Here is an 18822-nt window from a genome sequence, read left to right on the forward strand (position 1 = left end):
GAGTCCCCATGTTACGGCTAAGCGAAATCAAACTCCCCCTCGACCACCCCGAAAGCGCGCTCGAGGCCGCGATTCGCGCGCGCCTCGCCGAGCTCGGCGTGGCGGCGGACGCGCTCCTCCGTTACACCGTGTTCCGTCGCGCGCACGATGCGCGCAAGCGTTCGGACATCAAGCTCACGTACATCGTCGATCTCGAGGTCAAGGACGAAGCGGCCGCGCTCGAGCGCATCACCGGCAAGCCGCATTGCGGCGTGACGCCCGACATGGCCTACCACTTCGTCGCGAAGGCGCCCGAGCGCGCCGATTTCCTGCGCCCGGTCGTCATCGGCATGGGGCCGTGCGGCCTGTTCGCAGGCCTGATCCTCGCGCAGATGGGCTTCCGCCCCATCATCCTCGAACGCGGCAAGGCCGTGCGCGAGCGCACCAAGGACACCTTCGGCCTGTGGCGCAAGAGCGTGCTCAACCCCGAATCCAACGTGCAGTTCGGCGAAGGCGGCGCCGGGACCTTTTCCGACGGCAAGCTGTACAGCCAGATCAAGGATCCCCACCACTATGGCCGCAAGGTGCTGGACGAGTTCGTCAAGGCCGGCGCGCCGGAAGACATCCTGTACCTGAGCCGGCCGCACATTGGCACGTTCCGCCTCGTCAGCATGGTGGAAAAGATGCGCGCGTCCATCCACGAACTCGGTGGCGAAGTGCGTTTCGAAACGCGGGTCGACGACATCGAGATCGACCAGGGCAAGGTGCGCTCGCTCAAGCTGTCGAACGGCGAAACGCTCCGGTGCGACCATGTCGTGCTGGCCGTCGGCCACAGCGCGCGCGACACGTTCCAGATGCTGCACGATCGCGGCGTCCATATCGAGGCGAAGCCGTTCTCGCTGGGTTTCCGGATCGAACATCCGCAGGGGCTGATCGACCGCAGCCGCTTCGGCAAGTTTGCGGGCCACAAGCAGCTCGGCGCGGCCGACTACAAGGTGGTCCATCACTGCAGTAACGGCCGGGCCGTCTACAGCTTCTGCATGTGCCCGGGTGGCACGGTGGTCGCGGCGACCTCCGAGCCGGGCCGTGTCGTCACCAACGGGATGAGCCAGTATTCGCGCGCCGAGCGCAATGCGAACGCCGGCATCGTCGTCGGCATCACGCCGGACGACTATCCCGGCGGCCCGCTGGCGGGCATCGCGTTCCAGCGCAAATGGGAGGAACGCGCGTTCGAACTCGGCGGCGGCGACTACCGCGCGCCGGGCCAGCTGGTCGGCGATTTCATCGCGGGCCGGCCGTCGACCTCGCTGGGTTCCGTGGAGCCGTCGTACAAGCCCGGCGTGAATCCGACCGACCTCAGCACCGCGCTGCCGGACTACGTGATCGAAGCCATCCGTGAAGCCCTGCCCGAGATCGACAAGAAGATCGCCGGCTTCGCGATGCACGACGCCGTGCTGACCGGCGTGGAGACACGCACGTCTTCACCGATCCGGATTCGACGCAAGGACGACTACCAGAGCATGAACGTCGAAGGCCTGTATCCGGCCGGCGAAGGCGCCGGATATGCGGGCGGCATCTATTCGGCCGCCATCGACGGCATCGAAGTCGCGCAGGCGGTCGCACTCAGCATGACGTCGGGGCACACGTCCTGACAGGCCGGAAGGGGTCGGTGCGCGAAGGTCCGTGACCTTCGCGCGCCGACTTTTTCATGTCCGCCGCACCGGTGCGCTTCGTCGAAGCTCGCCATTGCGCGCTTTCCGCATTCCCGTCAAAACACGCCCGGAATCAGCCGGTACCGGACTGTCGCCTTGTACGCGCGATAATCGGCGTCTTCCGACAGCACCCGTTCTTCCATGCTGATTCGGCCGATCTGCAACAGCATCCAGACGCCGATCGTGACCAGGTTTCGGGTGCTGAAGTTAGCCAGCAGGAAGCCGATTTCGGACAACAGATAACCGGTGTAGATCGGGTGCCGCATGAACCGGTACGCGCCGGTCGAGACGACCCCGCGATTCGCCGGCAGCAAGCCGAACGAGCGCCCGAGCGACAGTTTGGCGAACAGCTGCCACGCGATCCCGATAATTTGCCAGGTGCCCCCCGCCCACTCCGGAATCAGTTGGGTACTGGCGGTCAGCTGATAGGTCAGGCAGTAGAACGAGCCGCCCAGAGAAAAGCACACCGCGACGGGATGCCAGTCGCGCTGTTTCGGCAGTTTCGCAAAAGCCGACATGCCGACGGTCAGTACCGCGGAAACCAGCAGCAGGATCAGCGTGATCCGGCTCGGGTCCGATCGCCACGGTATATAGATCAGATAGGCAAATACGCCCAGCACGGTGACCGACGCCACGCGAGCGCAAAGCTCGATCCAATTGATCCGCTCCGACTCATCCGCGACCGCCGTAACGTGCGGCACCAGGGTATTCTGCGCGCACGCGCCCCCCGCGTCCTGTATGGCCTGCTTCATGGTTGTGCCCCGTAACTCATTGCGTTTTTATATATTGCCGTTTCAGACTAGCACGCGCCCCTCATTGAAACTTGTCTAAGTTTCAGTTTAGAGAGGTTGATTGGTGTAAGTCCCGAGAGAACAGGCGATTAAAACGGCCGAGTCACTGGAGCAGGTGGCGTGCCAAACGTTTCACAGTTTGCGGCACTCTTCGGCGGACGAAATCGCCTGCAGTCTCCGGTAACGGGCGGCTGGTATCTTCGATGAAATGGGGGCCTGATTATCCGCACTGTTAAGGCTCTGATCGGAAGGTTACGCTGCAAGCTACGCCACCGCATTCCTACCGTATTGCCGCAATGCGGCGGCCGCCAAAAGAGGATCGCAGTATGGTCACGACAGCGTTTGTCGTCGAAGTTTCCGCAGCCGAACCTGCAGTCGCCGACCTGCGGCGGCGCTTCGATGCTTCTGCAAGCCTGGGCGTCCCGCCACATATCACGCTTCTGTTCCCTTTCATGTCACCCGACGAAATTACGTCGACCGTAATACGACAATCCGAAAGCGCGTTGAGCTTTGTGCCATCGTTCGATTTTTCGTTGACGCAGATTGGTCGGTTTCCGACCACCACCTATCTCACCCCCGACCCTGCCGAGCCGTTCGTCGCACTGACAACTGCCTTAGTCGAACGCTTTCCCGGATATCGTCCGTACGGCGACGTATACGATGGAACGATTCCGCATCTGACTGTCGCGCACGGTGACGCCGCAACCGCAAATTCCGCAGCCATCGCGCTGGAAGAACGTCTGCGCATGCTTGCGCCGATTCGAACGCGGTGTAGTTCCGTGTCTTTGCTTGAAAACACCTCAGGGCGCTGGAAACAGATGCATGTATTCGAACTTCCCGCAATCAACGTGCGGAGCCGATAGGCCCAGCCCCACCACGCCCGCAACACTATTGAATGCGCCAGTGACACCGGTACGCCTCGGATAATCAGCAAGGTACGATGACAACTCGAGGCCAGCGCTTTCGGTATTGCTTTTCCGCTACACGCTTTCGATATGTCTCGACACTCACTCGCCGTGGGTTGCGCCGAATGACCATTGAAAAAAGATCGTCCAGCCCATGAGGCGCAATAACGTCGACCGAGTCGTCATCACGAAGCACGACCCCGACCGAGGTCGCAAATTCGGGCCACGACGCGACTGACTCCTCCAGCGAACCCAGTGGTGAAACTGGATGGCCAAAGGTTCGCTCGAACCAGAGGTGAACGGCGGCCTGATTGGTTACCTCCCAGCGCACACCGGGAAGCATGTCGGTCAAACGAAGCTTGAAGCGCGCGTCCCGTGCGGCGGAGAAATCGGTCGAGTCAAAGTAAGCAACATCGATGTCCGATAGCGCAGACGGCGTCCGAAACGCGTGCAGTTCATCCCACACCAGGTTGCGTACCGCTCCTGCCCCAATACACCATGAGGTGAGCTTCAGGCTACGCGTGGCGACGAGTGCCGCCCAGAACCATTCCGATTGGCGCACGATACTCGTGAGACGTGCTTCCAAGTCGACTGCTGACATGGGCGCTTTTTCTCCATTGACGACGCGTTGACTGCCGGCCAAACAGCGCAAGATCCAATAGCGGAAATCGGCAATCAACTTGCCCACCCTTCCGGACGATTGTCGTCCCATCCGAGCGTCATCGTCCAACTATTCGGACACGTGATCTGCCACGCTCCCTCGCCCGCACCTGGCCAAACGGCGAACTTCGCGCGTGCACGCGGACTCGACTGGTAAACTCGGGCAACCCAAGCAACAACTTCCCGCCTGACCTATGACCACGCTGTCGCCCGAAGCCTTCGCCGGCCATACTCCGATGATGCAGCAGTACCTGCGCCTTATCTGACGCGGGTCGGCGAAAAGACCTACGCCAAGACTTACGCCTGCTGTTTTGAGAAGCCATTAGCTCAGTCCATCAAGAATCTAGATTCTGGACAAACCCACGGCCGGCCATTACCGATGAAGAAGATGTAGCGAGTGCCTTGTTCTGAAATCGAATTTCTAGCATCCGGCCTTCGCAAGAAACGAATTTTAACCGCCTTAGCAACAACACCCACCTCTGCTTTCAGGGTCGCACTTTCCGGGCTTCCTTCGACTGCTTCAAGGCGACCAAATCTGTATCCAATTGCCATGTAGAAGTGGGCAACCGCGACAACGAATAAACAAATACCCGCGCCCCCAAACGCTATTCCTCCTACTGAATCACCAGTGATGCCAAAGTACGCAATAGCGCGCTCCAATGCATAGCTACCCAGCAAGGTAGATCCCAGGCCCATGATCGCGTAAGCATTTGCGCGTGACTCTGGTCTCATTTGTAGCCTCACTGAACCGTGATTGATAATTTCAAGAAGCACACCGCCCCCTGATGCGTCCCTGGCGATCGACGAACCCAAACAGTCATAATCTAGGCGATCTAGCAGAGTCGACCAACGGGAAGTGGTCGCGTTGCGCGTTGTCGCCCCCCTTTCACTCGGACGCTTCCTCGATAGCCTTCAAAATTATTTGCTGGTCGTCAATTACACTCTCATCTCCGGAAAAGCGGGACATTTCCATATGTCCATCGTCGAACACGTCGATCTCGATACGCTCGCCTGGCACAGTTATGGAAATCGGAATGGTGTCTGGGCGATGCCGGCCCAATGCATAAAAGAGGCGGCGTTTGTCGAGGTCTCTAAGCAATTCGTACAAGGCGTGCGACATATGTCCCCCGTCACAGGCAGCAGATATCGCCCCATGATAGACCGTTGAACTTGCCGATAGCAGCCACCCGCCTTCCCTAGCACCTGGCCGGATGGCGAACTTCGACCGATCCCGTCCGGCCCACTGGTAAACTCGGGTAGCTACCGCTCGCCATCGCCGACAACTGGCCGGGTGGCGAACTTCAATCGATCGCGTGCGGGCCGCTGATAAACTCGGGCAGCATCGACGCGTCTAGTATGTCTTATGGCAATAGCGGCACTTTGAACCAACCCAGGGAGTCCAGATACCACGTGGCGTACGAATGGCAAGTGATTGACAATGCGGGCAGACTAGAACAGCAAGCTGAGCCACAGAAAAAAACATTGCAATTACAAGCGCAACGATCGCCGCCAATGCTTTGGTTGATGCTGGGAGAAAAATAGCAAGAGGTGCGGCAACGCCAAGTGGTATCGCTATGGCTGCCAAGTAGAAAAGCGTCGCCCTTGTACGCAGTCGCATTGCCGCCCCCCGCTCTAGTGAGGCTACGGATGACCGCTTGCAGCAGTCTACAAGCGGTAGAACCGCACCCATCGCCTCCTGATGTTTTCCGAGCAATCACCGAAGCCATGCAGTCACAGTCTAGACTGTCCCCCGCAACGGACGTGCATGGGTAAATACTACGTTGCAGGTTGTGACGCGCAGCGCGAAGTCCACGCCCCGCTCGCTGCCAATTCTCAACGCCCGCAACTGGCCAAACGGTGAACTTCGCGCAGGCGCGTCCGGTCCGCTGATAAACTCGGGCAGGCAAAGCAACTTTTCCCGGTCACATGAGCACCCAACCCACCGCAGCACCTGCACCCGTCACTCCAATGATGCAGCAGTACCTGCGACTCATCTGACAAGGCTCTACACAAAGCTACGCTACGACCCACGCCAACTCTTTTGGGGTTCGGCCGGTAGACCGCTACGCATCAGTCAATAACGATGCCTTCGGAATTTATAAGAATCGCGATCTCGATGAATATCAGTGCGATACCTGCTAAAGCAGATGTCGCATGCCAATAGCTGTACTTCCAGATCGAGTGGGTGACCTCATGGCATGAGCCATGTGCGCAAACAAAGTAGTGCAGATCGCGCACATAACCGTTCAGGGCGTCACCGCCCAAGTAGACAGCGGCGCACCAGAAAGCGAAGAAGTTGATAACGGCGAGCATGCCAGTGACATGTAGTATCGGTTTGGCACGCCTCGACATTTCTTTGATCTTTACAGTCACGACGAGCCTCACGACCACGCACTGGACCGGCGCCCGAGGCAGCGCCCGTATAGTCATAATCTAGACCTGTCGACTACAAACGGCGTGTTGGGGTTAGCACTACGTGGAGGGTCATTCCCGCCACTCGAAGCCCAGAAGCTGGGGCGGAAACATTCGTCGCATCGATCCCGAGCAACTGACCAAACGGCGCCCCCTGTCACTTGGACGCCTCCTCGATAGCCCTCAAAATCACTTGATGGTCATCAATTACACTCTCATCCCCGGAAAAGCGGGACATCTCCAGGTGCCCATCGTCGAACACGTCGATCTCGATACGCTCACCTGGCACAGTTATCGAGATCAGGATGGTGTCTGGGCGATGCCGGCCCAATGTATAAAAGAGGCGGCGATCGTCGAGGTCACTAAGCAATTCATACAAGGCGTGCGTCATATGTGTCCCGTCACGATCTGCAGATATCGCCCCATGATAGACCGTTGAACTTGCCGCTCGCAGCCGCTTGCTTTCCCCCGCACCTGGCCAAACGGCGAACTTCGCGCGTGCACGTGGACGCGACTGGTAAACTCGGGCAACCCAAGCAACAACTTCCCGCCTGACCTATGACCACGCTGTCGCCCGAAGCCTTCGCCGGCCATACTCCGATGATGCAGCAGTACCTGCGCATCAAGGCCGATCATCCCGACACACTCGTCTTCTACCGGATGGGCGACTTCTACGAGCTGTTCTTCGAGGACGCGGAAAAGGCCGCACGCCTGCTCGACCTGACCCTCACGCAGCGCGGCGCGTCGGCCGGCACGCCGATCAAGATGGCCGGCGTGCCGCATCACGCGGTCGAACAGTATCTGGCGAAGCTCGTGAAGATGGGCGAATCGGTCGCGATCTGCGAGCAGATCGGCGACCCTGCCACATCGAAGGGGCCGGTCGAGCGCAAGGTTGTGCGTGTCGTCACGCCCGGCACGCTGACCGATGCCGCGCTGCTGTCCGACAAGAACGACGTGTACCTGCTCGCGATGTGCACGGGCCACAACAAGCGCGGCGTCGCGGTCAATGTCGGCCTCGCCTGGCTGAACCTCGCCAGCGGCGCGCTGCGGCTCGCCGAAATCGAACCCGATCAGCTCGCAGCCGCGCTCGAGCGCATCCGGCCGGCCGAAATCCTGACGCCGGACGGTGCGACCGACGCCGTGCCCGCAAGTGCCGGCGCGAGCAAGCGCGTGCCGGCCTGGCACTTCGACATCGCATCGGGCACGCAGCGCCTGTGCGACCAGCTCGACGTCGCGAGCCTCGACGGATTCGGCGCGCATTCGCTGACGAGCGCGTGCGGCGCAGCCGGCGCGCTGCTGCTCTATGCGGCAGCCACGCAAGGCCAGCAGTTGCGGCACGTGCGCAGCCTGAAGGTCGAGAACGAAACCGAATACATCGGACTCGATCCGGCCACGCGCCGCAACCTCGAACTGACCGAGACGCTGCGCGGCACCGAATCGCCGACGCTGTATTCGCTGCTCGACACCTGCTGCACGACGATGGGCAGCCGCCTGCTGCGTCACTGGCTGCATCACCCGCCCCGCGCGTCGGTCGCCGCGCAATCGCGCCAGCAGGCAATCGGCGCGCTGCTCGATGCGCCGGCGAACGCGAGCCTCGACGCGCTGCGCGGCGCGCTGCGCCAGATCGCCGACGTCGAACGGATCACCGGGCGTCTCGCGCTGCTGTCCGCGCGCCCGCGCGACCTGTCGAGCCTGCGCGATACGTTCGCCGCGCTGCCGGCACTGCGCGAGCGCATCAGCGCGATCGTCGCGAATGCCGATGCGCTCACGCGCGTCGACGCGGCGCTCGCACCGCCCGCGGAATGCCTCGACCTGCTCACCAGCGCGATTGCGCCCGAGCCTGCCGCGATGGTGCGCGACGGCGGCGTGATCGCGCGCGGCTATGACGCGGAACTCGACGAACTGCGCGACATCTCGGAGAACTGCGGGCAGTTCCTGATCGACCTCGAAGCGCGCGAACGCGCGCGCACCGGCATCGCGAACCTGCGCGTCGAATACAACAAGGTGCACGGCTTCTACATCGAGGTCACGCGCGGCCAGACGGACAAGGTGCCCGACGATTACCGCCGCCGCCAGACGCTGAAGAACGCCGAGCGCTACATCACGCCCGAACTGAAAACCTTCGAGGACAAGGCGTTGTCCGCGCAGGAACGCGCGCTCGCGCGCGAGCGCGCGCTGTACGACTCGGTGCTGCAGGCACTGCTGCCGTTCATCCCCGAATGCCAGCGCGTCGCGTCGGCACTCGCCGAGCTCGACCTGCTCGCCGCCTTCGCCGAACGTGCACGCGCACTCGACTGGGTCGCGCCCACCTTCACCGACGAGATCGGCATCGACATCGAACAGGGGCGCCACCCGGTCGTCGAAGCGCAGGTCGAGCAGTTCATCGCGAACGACTGCCGGTTCGGGCCCGAGCGCAAGCTGCTGCTGATCACCGGCCCGAACATGGGCGGTAAATCGACGTTCATGCGGCAGACCGCGCTGATCGCGCTGATGGCTTACGTCGGCAGCTACGTGCCGGCGAAGTCGGCGTGCTTCGGCCCGATCGACCGGATCTTCACGCGCATCGGCGCAGCCGACGATCTCGCGGGCGGCCGTTCGACGTTCATGGTCGAGATGACCGAAGCCGCGGCCATCCTCAACGATGCGACACCGCAAAGCCTCGTGCTGATGGACGAGATCGGGCGCGGCACGTCGACGTTCGACGGCCTCGCACTCGCGTGGGCGATCGCCCGCCATCTGCTCGCGCACAACGCGTGCTACACGCTGTTCGCGACACACTACTTCGAGCTGACCCAGTTGCCGGCCGAATTCCCGCAAGCGGCCAACGTCCACCTGTCGGCCGTCGAACACGGCCACGGCATCGTGTTCCTGCACGCGGTCAACGAAGGCCCGGCGAACCAGAGCTACGGCCTGCAGGTCGCGCAGCTCGCCGGCGTCCCGGCCCCGGTGATCCGCGCCGCACGCAAGCACCTCGCGTATCTCGAACAGCAGTCGGCATCGCAGCACACGCCGCAACTCGACCTGTTCAGCGCGCCGCAGGCGGTCGTCGACGATCTCGAATGCGCGGATGCGCCGGCGTTGCCGGACACGACGCATCCGGCGCTCGACAAGCTGCGCGACATCGATCCCGACGATCTCAAGCCGCGCGAGGCGCTCGACCTGCTGTACGAACTGCGCACGCTGGTCCGGTCGCACGATGCCGACGGCCACGCTTGAACGCGTCTCGCCGGGCCTGCCGGCTCGCGCGGCCGCCGCGCTCGTCGCGGCGGTACTCGTGCTCGTGCAGGCCGGCGCGCAGGCTGCACCGCCGAAGCGCACCGCCGCGCCCTACTCGTTCGCGGTCGTGTCGGGCGTCATCAACGGCCCGGCGGACGAACCGTCCGCCCAGCGGCTGCTCGATGCGATCGCGCGCGAGCGCAACCTCGCTTTCGTCGTCTATGCGGGCGATCTCAAGGGTTCGAAGGAAGCGTGCCGCGACGCGCTGTATTCACAGCGCGGCGCGATCCTGGATTCGGCACGCGTGCCGCTCGTGTTCATTCCCGGCCACGACGACTGGTTGACGTGCAATACGGCAGCCGGCGGCGGTTACGATCCGGTCGAGCGGCTCGACTTCCTGCGGCAGACGCTGCTCGCCGATGCGGCATTGCCCGACCCCGGCGCGCTGCAGATCACGCGGGAGAGCGAAGTCGCACGGTTCCGGCCATATCGCGAGAATGCCCGCTGGATGCGCGACGACATCGTCTACGTCGCGCTCAACGCACCGGCACCGAACAACCATTACCTGACGGCCGGCGGCCGCAACGGCGAATTCGAGGATCGCATCATCGCGAACGGTTTCTGGATCGACCACGCGGCCGAATACGCGAAGCGGCGCGAAGCGCGCGCGATGGTGGTGATTTTTGAAGGCGATCCGCAGTTCGAACGCTACGAACGCGCGGAACGCTTTGCGTGGCTGCGTTTCAACCGGCCGCGCGTACGCGACGGCTTCCGTGAACTGAAACGTACGCTGGTGAAGGCAGCGGCGACGTTCCGCGGCCCGATACTGGTGATGCACGCGAGCGGCGAACCGCTGGCGAACGGTTTCCTGATCGACCGGCCGCTGCGTGCCAACGACGGGGAGCTGATAGGAAACGTGACGCGCGTCGCGATCGGACCACGCCATCCGGCGAATCAGTGGGTCAAGGTAAGCGTGTCGCCATCGCGGCAGACGATCTTCAACGTCAGCCTGCAGGAGGTGCCGAAGAACCTGCCGGTGCCGCCCACGCTGCCGCTCGTGCCGCATGACGACGTGCCGCTGCCGCAGATGCCGGAAATCCCCGCGCTGCCGGCACTGCCCGACTCGTCGTCGGTCGCGCCGCCGCTGCAGGGTGACGGCGCCGCTCCGGGCGGCGCGTCGTGGCCGGCGCCGCCCCCTGCATCGGGGCCGGCGCCCGGCCTGCCTGCAAGCTCAGTGCAGGGTACGCCCTGACGACGGCGCTTCGCCGTCTTCGTCTTCGTCCTCGTCGACGATCTCGAGCCCTTCGGCGCCATGCGCGTGCTCATGTTCGATTTCGTCTTCGGTGGCTTCGCGAACGTCCTTCACGGTCAGCGCGAAACGCAGCGCCATGCCGGCCAGCGGGTGATTGCCGTCGAGCACGACCTTGTCTTCGGCGATGTCGGTGACCGTATAGATCAGCGAGTCGACTTCCTCGTCGCCGTCTTCCGGCGTGCCTTCGAACTGCATGCCCACTTCGAGCGGCTCGGGAAAACGATCGCGCGGCTCGACCTTCACGAGTTCCGGATCGTAGTCGCCGAACGCGTCCTGCGGCTCGAGCTGCACCTGCGCCTCGTAACCCGGCTCGTGGCCGTCGAGCTGTTCCTCGATCTTGGGGAACGTGCCATCATAGCCGCCGTGCAGATAGACCATCGGCTCGTCGCTTTCCTCGATCAGATTGCCCTGTGCATCCGACAGCTTGTAAGTGACCGACACGACGGTGTTTTTTGCGATTTTCATCCAATTCTCCCAAATACAACTGTCATTATACGATGCGCAACCGGTCTCAAGCCGAACCGCGGGATGCCGCTGCCGCCCCGCTCGGCGCGCCGCCTTCCGATCTTCCCACACCGCTGCTCGGCGGTCTTACGCCGGCGCAATTCATGCGCGGCTACTGGCAGAAGAAGCCGCTGCTGATCCGCCAGGCGATCCCCGGCGTCGCTTCACCGGTCTCGCGCGACGCGCTGTTCGAGCTCGCCGCCGACTATGACGCGGAATCGCGACTCATCACCCATTTTCGTAACAAGTGGCAACTGTCGCACGGCCCGTTCGAACCGGGCTCGCTGCCGGCCGTCACGCGCAAGGCATGGACCCTGCTCGTGCAGGGGCTCGACCTGCACGTCGATGCGGCGCGCGCGCTGCTCGACCGCTTCCGCTTCATCCCCGACGCGCGGCTGGACGACCTGATGATCTCGTATGCGACGGACGGCGGCGGCGTCGGCCCGCATTTCGATTCATACGACGTTTTCCTGCTGCAGGTCGAAGGCCGGCGCCGCTGGCGCGTCGGCGCGCAGAAGGATCTGTCGCTGCAACCGGACGTGCCGCTGAAGATCCTCGAAAACTTCGAGCCGAGCGACGAATGGGTGCTGGAGCCCGGCGACATGCTCTACCTGCCGCCGCACATCGCGCACGACGGCGTCGCCGAAGGCGAGTGCATGACCTGCTCGATCGGCTTCCGGGCCCCGTCCGCCGGCGAACTGGGCGCCCAGTTCCTGTACTATCTCGCGGAGCGCGGCGGCCTGCGCGACGGGGGCGGCGGCGACCTCTACCGCGACCCGAAGCAACCGGCCGTCGACACGCCCGCGCAATTGCCTCCGGCGATGGTCGAGCGTGTCGCCGAGATCGTCGACGCGATCCGCTGGCGCAAGCGCGACGTCGCCGAATTCCTCGGTTGCTACCTGAGCGAGCCCAAGCCGAACGTCGTCTTCGACCCGCCGGCGCGCCCGTTGTCCGAGTCCGCGTTCGTCACGCAAGCGTCACGGCGTGGCGTGTGTCTCGACAGAAGGGCCGCATTGATGTATAACGCGCGCTCGTACTTCATTAATGGCGAGGAAGGACCGCTCGAGCAGGCCGATGAATGGCTGCCCGAACTGGCCAATCAACGCCAGATGGAGGCGAAACGGTTTGTAACACTATCCCGGGTTCCCTCGATGACAGCCTTGTTGCACGAGTGGTATTGTGCGGGCTGGATACGGGTCGGAAGCCGGAATTAGTGTGAGTCGCCCCGTATGCCCGTACAGATCAAATTCTGTATGGGAAAGACAACGTATTGACCCCGCATTTGTCGACGGTCGATAGGAAAGTGCATATAATTTCCGCCCAAGCCGTAGGGAAGATTCACGCTCTAAGAAGTGCATCTCCACCAGCGGCCCAGGTCGGTGTTGGAGCACATTACCGGTATTGTTTCGCGCTGTTGCTTACCTTTAACCATAAAAGGACGTGATCATGAAGAAATCCCTCCTCGTAGCTTCCCTGTTGGCTGCTGTTGCACTGGCTGCTTGCAACAAGAGCGCTGATCAAGCTGCTTCGTCGGCTGCAAGCGACGCGGCTGCTGCTGCTTCGTCGGCTGCTTCGGCAGTTGCTGGTGCTGCGAGCGACGCTTCGGCTGCTGCTTCGTCGGCAACGGCTGCTGCGAGCGACGCTGCTGCTGCAGTGGCGTCGGCTGCTTCGGCAGCGACGGCTGCTCCGGCTTCGGGCGCAAGCCAGTAAGCCTTCAGCATCAGCTGAAAAAAAACCGGCCCGAGGGCCGGTTTTTTTACGTCTGCCGTTTCCGAACACCGCGCCCGGCAGCCGCACCGGGCCGCAGCAGCGGCCCTGCCCTGCTCATCCGAGCATCAGCCAGTCGAAGCCCGCGTCCTGCGAGGCCACGATCACGTCCTCTCCGTCCGTCCCCAGCACGCCGCCAAACGCCCGGCGGGCCAGTTCCGGCAGGTTGTTCTGCTGGCTCAGGTGAGCCGCGACCAGGTGCTGGAGGCGGCTGCGCTCGAGCGACGCGAGAATGTCGGCCGCCGCGTCGTTGCTCAGGTGGCCATGGTTGCCGCCGATCCGCGCCTTCAGCGACTGCGGATAGCGGCTCGCGGCCAGCATCGCGGTATCGTGGTTGGATTCGAGCACCAGCGCGTCACAGCCGCTCAGGACGGCCGTAATGTGCGGCGTGGCCATCCCGACGTCCGTCAGCACGCCGAGCCGGCTGCAGCCGTCCATGAAGACGAACTGGAGCGGCTCCCGCGCATCGTGGGGGACCGTATAGGGCATCACGGCCAGATCGCGGATCGCGGCCGTCTCGTCGCCCCACAGCACGTGGAGATCGACATCGGCCTCGTCCGCGCCCACCGCGCGCGCGGTGCCCCAGCTCATGTAGAGCGGCAGCGACGCACGGCGGGCGAGCGTCAGCGCGCTGCCGACGTGGTCGCTATGTTCGTGGGTGATGAGAATCGCATCGAGATCGTCGATGGCGAGATTCAGTCGGCCGAGCCGGCGCTCGACCTCCTTGGCGGAAAAGCCGCAGTCGAGCAGCACGCGGGTGGTCGTCGTGCCGCTCGAGGCCTCGACGACCAGCGCATTGCCTTCGCTGCCGCTTCCGAGGCTGGCGAATCGCACGCGCTCAGTTCAGCTGAGCGTGCAGCAGCGAGATGATCCGCTGCGCGTCCGACGAGTTGTCGATCTGGCCGTTCGCACCGACCACCGCGACCTGCGTACCGCCGGCGCCCTGCGCGCGCACGTTGACGAGATATTCCTTGCCCGGCTTCGCCGCCGACGGGCCGCCGTAGAACAGCTTGCCGAACAGGCCGTCACGCTTGAGCTCTTCCATCGAATTCGCATAGCGCACGGTGTACACGCCCTTCTCGCGGTCGCGATTGTCGACCGTGAAATTGGTGCGGTCGAGCGCCAGGCCCACGCGCAGCCACGCGCGATCGAACGACTCGGCCAGTTGCAGCGTCGCCGCGCCGCTGCTCGTGTCGCTGACCTGCGCCGGCGCCGTCGCGGGGCGCGCATCGGTCAGCAGCTGCTTCGCCTGGGCGTCGGTCAGGCCGAACTTCTGCATCAGCTTCGACAGGAACACGGCTTCGAGCACCGGGTTGCGCGGACGCTCTTCCCAGCGCGACGACGTGCCGCCCTGCGGGCCGACCATCATTTCCTCCATCGCGCTGTGCGTGATCGAGATGTCGGTGTTGCCGTCCGACGTACGGTTCACGAGCGTGCGGAAACGGTCGCGCGTGCCCGACGAATACGCGAAATCGATGACCTTGCCGATCGTGCGGCGGAACCAGTCGTCCGGAATGTTCGCGCGGTTTTCGGCCCAGTCGGTGGCCATGATGCCGGTCGACGGCGCGTCGGTCTTCAGCGAGAAGCCGTTCTCCTGCCAGAACTCCTTCAGGATCGGCCACAGCTGCTCGGGCGTGCGGCCATCGACGACGAGCCAGCGGCGATCGCCGTCGCGCTCGATGTGCATGCCGAGCGGATCCTGCGCGCTCGGGATGCCGTCGGTCGCGTTGCCGGCCTGCGTCGTGACCCGCGGCGGCAGCGTGCCGAGCCCGGCGTTGCTCGGCGGCGCAACGAACTGCTGCGTCGTCGGCACCGGCTTCAGGTCGCTCGGCACGGCCAGCGGCGGCGCCGACCCGGTGTTCTTGTAGTTGACCCGGTCGGGGGCCAGGTAATCGTTCAGCGTATCGCAGCCAGCGAGCGCGCCCAGCGCCAGCGCCACCACCGACAGCTGGATGGCGCGAGAGGAAATGGCGAAACGTTTCATGAAATCCTTCGTCTTGCTAGAACGCTCGTCAGGAGCGGCGCCGGACGGAGCCGGCCGGTGCGGGTTGATCAGGGGTCGAGCCGGCGGCCGCAGGACGCGGCCGCCTCGGCATCAGAGGACGCCGGCCTCGACGAGGGCCGAACGCACGGCATCGTGGCAGCGCTCGTCGAGCGCCGTGAGCGGCAGCCGGATGCCGCCCTGCATCTTGCCCATCGCCTGCAGCGCCCACTTCACGGGGATCGGGTTCGCCTCGATGAACAGGTTCTTGTGCAGCGACAGCAGCTTCATGTGCAGCGCGCGGGCCGTCTGGACGTCGCCGGCCAGCGCCGCGCGGCACAGATCGCTCATCGCACGCGGTGCGACGTTCGCCGTCACCGAGATATTGCCGTGGCCGCCGAGCAGCATCAGCGCGATCGCGGTCGGATCGTCGCCGCTGTAGATCGCGAAATGCTTCGGCGCGGCCTTGATCAGATGCGCGGCGCGATCGATGTTGCCGGTCGCTTCCTTCACGCCGATGATGCCCGGCACTTGCGCGAGGCGCAGCGTCGTCTCGTTCGCCATGTCGGCGACCGTGCGGCCCGGCACGTTGTACAGGATCACCGGCAGGTCGACCGCTTCGGCGATCGTCCGGAAATGGCGGTACATGCCTTCCTGCGTCGGCTTGTTGTAGTACGGCACGACCTGCAGCGTCGCGTCCGCGCCGACGGCCTTCGCGTGCTTCGTCAGCTCGATCGCCTCGGCGGTCGAGTTGCCGCCCGCGCCCGCGATGATCGGGATGCGCTTCGCCGCATGCTCGACCGCCGTGCGGATCATCAGGATGTGCTCTTCGACGTTGAGCGTTGCCGACTCGCCGCTCGTCCCGACCACGACGAGCGCATCGGTGCCTTCCGCGATGTGCCAGTCGATCAGTTTGCGAAACGCCGGCAGGTCGAGACTGCCGTCTTCGAGCATCGGGGTGACGATCGCGGGGATGCTGCCGCGGATTTGAATGCCGTCTTGGGTGCCGTTAGCCATGAAACGCGATTGAATGTGTACCGGTAAACGTTGAGATTGTAGCGGATTAGCCGGGCAGTTCGTAACGTGGAATTCCCGCCCCCGCCTTCGGGGTCGCGCCCTCGCGCACCGCGCTGAGACGCTGGACGAACGCCTCGCGCGGCGCGGCGACGAAACCGTCCTCGTACGCAACCACCCGCAGGCGGCCGTGCACGGCGTCCAGCAACTCGCCGGGGGCGAGCAGGAACGCGGGGTTGGACGGTTTGCCGACCGTTTCGTTTCCTTGCGCGAAGGTTTCGTAGATCAGCACGCCGCCCGGCGCCACCGCATCGAGCAGATGGGGCCAGAGCGGACGATGCAGGTAGTGGGTGACGAGCACGGCCGAAAACCGCTCGCCGGCCGGCAGCGGCCACGGCGCGCCTTCGAGATCGGCCGCACGGGCATCGACGCCGGGAATCGCCCGCAACGCGGCCAGCGCGGCCGGATCGCGGTCGAGCGCGACGACCGGATGCCCGCGCGATGCGAACCAGCGCGCATGGCGCCCGCCGCCCGCGGCGACGTCGAGCACCGCGCCGCCGGCCGGCACGAGCCGCGACCATTGCGCGACCCAGCGCGACGGCTCGGCCTGGGCGGCGTGGCCGCCCGCGGCGGCGATGACGGATTCGCTCATGCGCCGGATCAGTTGTACGACAAGCCCATCGCGTCGCGCACGTCGCGCATCGTTTCCGTCGCGTACTTGCGTGCCTTGTCGCAACCGTCCGCGACGATCGCGCGCAGCAGCGACGGATCGTCCATGTACTTCTGCGCGCGCTCAAGCATCGGCTGCTGTTCGCGCAGGATGCCCTCGACGACCGGCTGCTTGCAGTCGAGGCAACCGATGCCCGCCGAGCGGCAGCCCTTCTGCACCCATTCGTGCGTCGCTTCGTCCGTATAGACCTGGTGCAGCTGCCACACTGGGCACTTGTCGGGATCGCCCGGATCGGTGCGGCGCACGCGCGCGGGGTCGGTCGGCATCGTGCGGACCTTCTTCGTGATCGTCTCGGCATCTTCGCGCAGGCCGATCGTGTTGCCGTACGACTTCGACATCTTCTGCCCGTCGAGGCCCGGCATCCGCGATGCCTCGGTCAGCAGCGCCTGCGGCTCGACCAGGATGATCTTGCGCGCGCCCTCGAGATAGCCGAACAGACGCTCGCGGTCGCTCATCGACAGGCTCTGCGATTCCTGCAGCATCGCGCGCGCCTGTTCGAGCGCCTCGTCGTCGCCCTCCTGCTGATACGCGTTGCGCAGTTCGTGATAGAGCTTCGCGCGCTTGCCGCCGAGCTTCTTCGCGGCTTCGAGCGCCTTCTCCTCGAAGCCCGGCTCGCGGCCGTACAGGTAGTTGAAGCGGCGCGCGATCTCGCGCGTCATCTCGACGTGCGGCACCTGATCCTCGCCGACCGGCACGAGCGAGCCGCGATACAGCAGGATGTCGGCCGCCATCAGCACCGGGTAGCCGAGGAAGCCGTAGGTGGACAGGTCCTTGTCCTTCAGCTTCTCCATCTGCTCCTTGTAGGTCGGCACGCGTTCGAGCCAGCCGAGCGGCGTGCTCATGCCGAGCAGCAGCGCGAGTTCCGCGTGCTCGGGCACCTTGCTCTGGATGAACAGCGTCGCCTGCGCCGGATCGATGCCGGATGCGAGCCAGTCGATCAGCACGTCCCACACGTTCTTCTCGATGACCTCGGGCGTCTCGTAGTGCGTCGTCAGCGCATGCCAGTCGACGACGCAGAAGAAACACGGGTACTCGGACTGCAGCTTCACCCAGTTTTTCAGCACGCCGTGGTAATGACCGAGGTGCAGCGACCCGGTAGGTCGCATGCCGGAGAAAATACGTTCTGGGAACATGATTGTCGTTAGAAAAGCGAGGCGAATGGGGACAGGATGGCGCTCAGGACGGCATAACCGACGTTGACGAGCGGGCGCAGCCAGAAGTTCGTCAGCACGCCCGTCGCGACCAGCGCGAGGACGATGATGAAACCGTACGGCTCGATGCGCGACAGCGCGATCGATTGCTTCGGCGGCAGCAGCGCCGCCAGGATACGGCCGCCGTCGAGCGGCGGCAGCGGAAACAGGTTCAGCACGCCGAGCACGAGGTTCGCGCTGACGCCGGCGAACGCCATCCGCGTGAAGAACGGCTCGTCGATGCCGACGGCGGGCAGCACGAGGGTCAGCAGGCCCCAGACCAGCGCCTGCACGAAGTTGCAGGCCGGACCCGCGAGCGATACCCACAGGCTGCCCCAGCGCGGATTGCGCAGATTGCCGAACGAAACCGGCACCGGCTTCGCATAGCCGAACAGGAACGCGCCGCCCGTCACGAAGTACATCACGAGCGGGATCGCGATCGTGCCGAGCGGATCGATGTGGCGCATCGGGTTGAACGACACGCGCCCCATCACGTAGGCGGTGTTGTCGCCGAGCAGGCGGGCGGCGTAGCCGTGCGCGGCCTCGTGCAGCGTGATCGCGAAGATCACGGGCAGCGCGTAGACGGCGATGGTCTGTATCAGGGAAGCATCCATATCGCGTTATTGTAACAAGCGCATTCGCGCAAAAT

19 protein-coding genes and 1 pseudogene are annotated in these 18822 nt (G+C 64.1%); 6 read left to right on the plus strand and 14 right to left on the minus strand.

Going from position 1 to position 18822, the window contains the following annotated elements:
- Window positions 1-8: 8 nt before the first annotated feature.
- The gene (locus tag AC1VVG_RS10995) at window positions 9-1631 is read left to right on the plus strand and encodes an NAD(P)/FAD-dependent oxidoreductase (protein ID WP_482835620.1); all 1623 of its coding nucleotides are present in this window, start codon (window positions 9-11) and stop codon (window positions 1629-1631) included.
- 116 nt (window positions 1632-1747) lie between these two features.
- Here AC1VVG_RS10995 and AC1VVG_RS11000 read toward each other — a convergent pair whose 3' ends face one another.
- Window positions 1748-2443 carry a methyltransferase family protein gene (locus tag AC1VVG_RS11000; protein WP_034188910.1) on the minus strand — a complete coding sequence of 232 codons (696 nt, stop codon included), beginning with the start codon at window positions 2441-2443 and terminating at the stop codon, window positions 1748-1750.
- Between the two features lie 365 nt (window positions 2444-2808).
- Between AC1VVG_RS11000 and AC1VVG_RS11005 the strand changes: the two genes are divergently transcribed.
- Window positions 2809-3345, plus strand: coding sequence for a 2'-5' RNA ligase family protein (locus AC1VVG_RS11005; protein WP_482835621.1), 537 nt, complete (start codon window positions 2809-2811; stop codon window positions 3343-3345).
- A gap of 64 nt (window positions 3346-3409) precedes the next feature.
- Here AC1VVG_RS11005 and AC1VVG_RS11010 read toward each other — a convergent pair whose 3' ends face one another.
- From AC1VVG_RS11010 to AC1VVG_RS11030, 5 genes are all read right to left on the minus strand, one after another.
- On the minus strand, window positions 3410-4075 hold the full coding sequence (locus AC1VVG_RS11010) for a nucleotidyltransferase family protein (RefSeq protein WP_319001520.1): 666 nt from the start codon (window positions 4073-4075) through the stop codon (window positions 3410-3412).
- 299 nt (window positions 4076-4374) lie between these two features.
- A complete protein-coding gene (locus tag AC1VVG_RS11015) occupies window positions 4375-4821 on the minus strand; it encodes a hypothetical protein (protein WP_124863497.1) in 447 nt (148 codons plus the stop codon).
- Between the two features lie 112 nt (window positions 4822-4933).
- Entirely contained in the window at window positions 4934-5167 is a 234-nt protein-coding gene (locus AC1VVG_RS11020) for a hypothetical protein (protein WP_069706659.1), read from the minus strand.
- A gap of 950 nt (window positions 5168-6117) precedes the next feature.
- Window positions 6118-6420 carry a hypothetical protein gene (locus tag AC1VVG_RS11025; RefSeq protein WP_473376855.1) on the minus strand — a complete coding sequence of 101 codons (303 nt, stop codon included), beginning with the start codon at window positions 6418-6420 and terminating at the stop codon, window positions 6118-6120.
- 196 nt (window positions 6421-6616) lie between these two features.
- On the minus strand, window positions 6617-6850 hold the full coding sequence (locus AC1VVG_RS11030) for a hypothetical protein (protein ID WP_049030215.1): 234 nt from the start codon (window positions 6848-6850) through the stop codon (window positions 6617-6619).
- Window positions 6851-7017: 167 nt separating this feature from the next.
- Here AC1VVG_RS11030 and mutS point away from each other — a divergent pair, with 167 nt between their 5' ends.
- The gene (mutS, locus tag AC1VVG_RS11035; RefSeq protein WP_069706658.1) at window positions 7018-9675 is read left to right on the plus strand and encodes a DNA mismatch repair protein MutS; all 2658 of its coding nucleotides are present in this window, start codon (window positions 7018-7020) and stop codon (window positions 9673-9675) included.
- A complete protein-coding gene (locus AC1VVG_RS11040; protein ID WP_482835622.1) occupies window positions 9656-10927 on the plus strand; it encodes a hypothetical protein in 1272 nt (423 codons plus the stop codon). Before mutS ends, AC1VVG_RS11040 begins: the two co-directional genes overlap by 20 nt.
- On the opposite strand, the gene AC1VVG_RS11045 is transcribed toward AC1VVG_RS11040, so the two are convergent.
- A complete protein-coding gene (locus tag AC1VVG_RS11045) occupies window positions 10907-11452 on the minus strand; it encodes an FKBP-type peptidyl-prolyl cis-trans isomerase (protein WP_034188913.1) in 546 nt (181 codons plus the stop codon). The two genes, AC1VVG_RS11040 and AC1VVG_RS11045, sit on opposite strands and share 21 nt — an antisense overlap.
- A 32-nt stretch (window positions 11453-11484) precedes the next feature.
- On the opposite strand from AC1VVG_RS11045, the gene AC1VVG_RS11050 reads away from it, so the two are divergent.
- Window positions 11485-12705 (plus strand): cupin domain-containing protein, encoded by a 1221-nt coding sequence (locus tag AC1VVG_RS11050; RefSeq protein WP_034188914.1) that lies wholly within the window; start codon window positions 11485-11487, stop codon window positions 12703-12705.
- Window positions 12706-12761: 56 nt separating this feature from the next.
- Window positions 12762-13008: pseudogene (locus AC1VVG_RS11055) on the plus strand (hypothetical protein).
- Here the strand turns inward: AC1VVG_RS11055 and AC1VVG_RS11060 are convergent.
- From AC1VVG_RS11060 to AC1VVG_RS11090, 7 genes are all read right to left on the minus strand, one after another.
- Window positions 13009-13212 (minus strand): hypothetical protein, encoded by a 204-nt coding sequence (locus AC1VVG_RS11060; protein ID WP_006487056.1) that lies wholly within the window; start codon window positions 13210-13212, stop codon window positions 13009-13011.
- A gap of 103 nt (window positions 13213-13315) precedes the next feature.
- Window positions 13316-14092: an MBL fold metallo-hydrolase gene (locus AC1VVG_RS11065; protein WP_069706656.1), complete on the minus strand. Its 777-nt coding sequence runs from the start codon at window positions 14090-14092 to the stop codon at window positions 13316-13318.
- Between the two features lie 4 nt (window positions 14093-14096).
- Window positions 14097-15242: an outer membrane protein assembly factor BamC gene (gene bamC / locus AC1VVG_RS11070; RefSeq protein ID WP_034188916.1), complete on the minus strand. Its 1146-nt coding sequence runs from the start codon at window positions 15240-15242 to the stop codon at window positions 14097-14099.
- A gap of 111 nt (window positions 15243-15353) precedes the next feature.
- Window positions 15354-16256 carry a 4-hydroxy-tetrahydrodipicolinate synthase gene (dapA, locus tag AC1VVG_RS11075; protein ID WP_034188917.1) on the minus strand — a complete coding sequence of 301 codons (903 nt, stop codon included), beginning with the start codon at window positions 16254-16256 and terminating at the stop codon, window positions 15354-15356.
- A gap of 46 nt (window positions 16257-16302) precedes the next feature.
- Complete coding sequence (locus AC1VVG_RS11080; protein ID WP_226228325.1) at window positions 16303-16905, minus strand: class I SAM-dependent methyltransferase; 603 nt, start codon at window positions 16903-16905, stop codon at window positions 16303-16305.
- Window positions 16906-16913: 8 nt separating this feature from the next.
- The gene (locus AC1VVG_RS11085) at window positions 16914-18116 is read right to left on the minus strand and encodes a tryptophan--tRNA ligase (RefSeq protein ID WP_006487046.1); all 1203 of its coding nucleotides are present in this window, start codon (window positions 18114-18116) and stop codon (window positions 16914-16916) included.
- A gap of 8 nt (window positions 18117-18124) precedes the next feature.
- The gene (locus tag AC1VVG_RS11090) at window positions 18125-18787 is read right to left on the minus strand and encodes a site-2 protease family protein (protein ID WP_034188919.1); all 663 of its coding nucleotides are present in this window, start codon (window positions 18785-18787) and stop codon (window positions 18125-18127) included.
- Window positions 18788-18822 lie beyond the last annotated feature (35 nt).

It is taken from the genome of Burkholderia sp. L-4 (assembly GCF_056856535.1).